1 protein-coding gene is annotated in these 3427 nt (G+C 59.8%); it reads right to left on the bottom strand.

Going from position 1 to position 3427, the window contains the following annotated elements; genetic code table 11:
• A partial coding sequence (locus ACXPVS_RS27095; RefSeq protein ID WP_458512624.1) for a beta strand repeat-containing protein occupies positions 1-3427 on the bottom strand: 3427 nt, incomplete at both ends.

Raw genomic sequence — 3427 nt, 5'->3', positions numbered from 1 at the left:
CACCGTCGAGGTGTCGATGGTGTCGGTGACGCTGGTAACCGCCGCAACAGTGCTTGGCACCAGGTTTTCGAAGTTACCGCCGGTCGCGGCGGTGATTGTTGCCTGAACAGTGCCGGCATCTTTGTAGACGTCATCGGCCGGGGCCGCAACGGTCACGGTGCCAGTGGTTTTACCGGCGTCGATGGTGATCACGGCGCCGTTCGACAGCGTGACGGTAACCGGCGTGCCAGCAGCGTTGGTCAATGTCGCGGTGTAGACGATTGAACCGCCTTCAGCCACGGAATCAGTCGCGCTCAGGCTGAGGGTGGTGGTGTCCGGGGTATCAGTCACAGTGGTCGAAACCGGCTTTTTATCCGCGACCAGGTTTTCGTAGTTGCCGCCGCTCACGTCGGTGATCGAGTTGGTCAACGGTGCGTGACCATTGAGCACATCGTTCGGTGCTACAGCATTAACAGTGCCGCTGGTTTTGCCGATGTCGATGGTGATGGTCTGGCCGTTGGCCAGGGTCACGGTGACCGGAGAGCCAGTGACAGGCTGACCGATTGTCGCGGTGTAAGTGACGGTACCGCCTTCAGCGGCAGTATCGGTCGCAGTCAGTTTCACCGTCGAGGTGTCGATGGTGTCGGTGACGCTGGTAACCGCCGCAACAGTGCTTGGTACCAGGTTTTCGAAGTTGCCACCGGTGGCGGCGGTGATTGTCGCCTGAACAGTGCCGGCGTCTTTGTAGACGTCATCGGCAGGTGCGGCGACGGTTACCGAACCGCTGGTGGCGCCGGCCGCGATGAGGATCACTGCGCCGTTGCTCAATGTCACGGTGACCGGTGTGCCGGCTGCGTTGGTCAGGTTGGCGGTGTAGACGATTGAACCGCCTTCAGCCACTGAGTCGGTAGCGCTCAAGGACAGGTTGGTGGTGTCTGGTGTGTCGGTCACGGTGGTGCTGACCGGCGTTTTATCCGCGACCAGATTTTCGTAGTTGCCGCCGCTCACGTCGGTGATCGAGTTGGTCAACGGTGGGTGGCCATTGAGGACATCGTTCGGCGCAACGAAATTCACGGAGCCGCTGCTCTCGCCAACCGGGATGGTGATGGTCTGGCCGTTGGCCAGGGTCACCACAACTGGCGAACCGGTGACTGGTGCTGAAACGGAGGCGGTGTAAACGACAGTACCGCCTTCAGCGGCAGTATCGGTCGCAGTCAATTTCACCGCCGAAGTGTCGATGGTGTCAGTGACGTTGGTCACAGCAGGGGTATTGCTGGTGGCCAGGTTTTCGAAGTTGCCACCAGTGGCTTTGGTGATTGTTGCCTGAACAGTGCCGGCATCTTTGTAGACGTCATCGGCAGGTGCGGCGACGGTCACGGAACCGGTGGTGGCGCCGGCAGCGATGGTGATTACCGCGCCGTTGCTCAGGGTTACGGTGACCGGTGTGCCGGCTGCGTTGGTCAGGTTGGCGGTGTAGACAATTGAACCGCCTTCAGCCACGGAGTCAGTGGCCGACAGGCTGAGAGTCGTAGTGTCCGGGGTATCAGTCACAGTGGTCGAAACCGGCGTTTTATCAGCGACCAGATTTTCGTAGTTGCCACCGCTCACGTCGGTGATCGAGTTGGTCAACGGTGCGTGACCATTGAGCACATCGTTCGGCGCAACAAAATTCACGGAACCGCTGCTCTCGCCAACCGGGATGGTGATGGTCTGGCCGTTGGCCAGGGTCACGGTGACCGGGGAGCCAGTGACAGGCTGACCGATCGTCGCGGTGTAAGTGACGGTACCGCCTTCAGCGGCAGTATCGGTCGCAGTCAGTTTCACCGTTGAGGTGTCGATGGTGTCGGTGACGCTGGTAACCGCCGCAACAGTGCTTGGCACCAGGTTTTCGAAGTTGCCACCGGTGGCTTTGGTGATTGTTGCTTGAACAGTGCCGGCATCTTTGTAGACGTCATCGGCCGGAGCAGCAACGGCCACGGTGCCAGTGGTTTTACCGGCGTCGATGGTGATCACAGCGCCGTTCGACAGCGTGACGGTAACCGGTGTGCCAGCAGCGTTAGTCAATGTCGCGGTGTAGAGGATCGAGCCGCCTTCAGCGACCGAATCGGTAGCGCTCAAGGACAGGTTGGTGGTGTCTGGTGTGTCGGTCACGGTGGTGCTGACCGGCGTTTTATCCGCGACCAGATTTTCGTAGTTGCCACCCTTGGCATCATCAATCTTGACGCTCAGTGAACCGCCGCCAGCCAACGCATCGTTCGGCGCAACAAAATTCACGGAACCGCTGCTCTCGCCAACCGGGATGGTGATGGTCTGGCCGTTGGACAAGGTCACCACAACTGGCGAACCGGTGACTGGTGCTGAAACGGAGGCGGTGTAAACGACAGTGCCGCCTTCAGCGGCAGTATCGGTCGCAGTCAGTTTCACCGTTGAGGTGTCGATGGTGTCGGTGACGCTGGTAACCGCCGCAACAGTGCTTGGCACCAGGTTTTCGAAGTTGCCACCGGTGGCTTTGGTGATTGTTGCTTGAACAGTGCCGGCATCTTTGTAGACGTCATCGGCCGGAGCAGCAACGGCCACGGTGCCAGTGGTTTTACCGGCGTCGATGGTGATCACAGCGCCGTTCGACAGCGTGACGGTAACCGGTGTGCCAGCAGCGTTAGTCAATGTCGCGGTGTAGAGGATCGAGCCGCCTTCAGCGACCGAATCGGTAGCGCTCAAGGACAGGTTGGTGGTGTCTGGTGTGTCGGTCACGGTGGTGCTGACCGGCGTTTTATCCGCGACCAGATTTTCGTAGTTGCCACCCTTGGCATCATCAATCTTGACGCTCAGTGAACCGCCGCCAGCCAACGCATCGTTCGGCGCAACAAAATTCACGGAACCGCTGCTCTCGCCAACCGGGATGGTGATGGTCTGGCCGTTGGACAAGGTCACCACAACTGGCGAACCGGTGACTGGTGCTGAAACGGAGGCGGTGTAAACGACAGTGCCGCCTTCAGCGGCAGTATCGGTCGCAGTCAGTTTCACCGTCGAGGTGTCGATGGTGTCGGTGACGCTGGTAACCGCCGCAACAGTGCTTGGTACCAGGTTTTCGAAGTTGCCACCGGTGGCTTTGGTGATTGTTGCCTGAACAGTGCCGGCGTCTTTGTAGACGTCATCGGCAGGAGCAGCGACGGTTACCGAACCGGTGGTAGCGCCGGCGGCGACGGTGATTACCGCGCCGTTCGACAGCGTGACGGTAACCGGCGTACCAGCAGCGTTAGTCAATGTCGCGGTGTAGAGGATCGAACCGCCTTCAGCGACCGAATCGGTAGCGCTCAAGGACAGGTTGGTGGTGTCCGGGGTATCAGTCACAGTGGTCGAAACCGGCGTTTTATCAGCGACCAGATTTTCGTAGTTGCCACCGCTCACGTCGGTGATCGAGTTGGTCAGCGGCGCGTGGCCATTGAGC

The sequence above is a fragment of the Pseudomonas sp. Ma2-10 genome, assembly GCF_054330215.1.
Note: the sequence above shows the minus strand (reverse complement) of the source record. Positions and strands in the feature narration are given on the sequence as shown.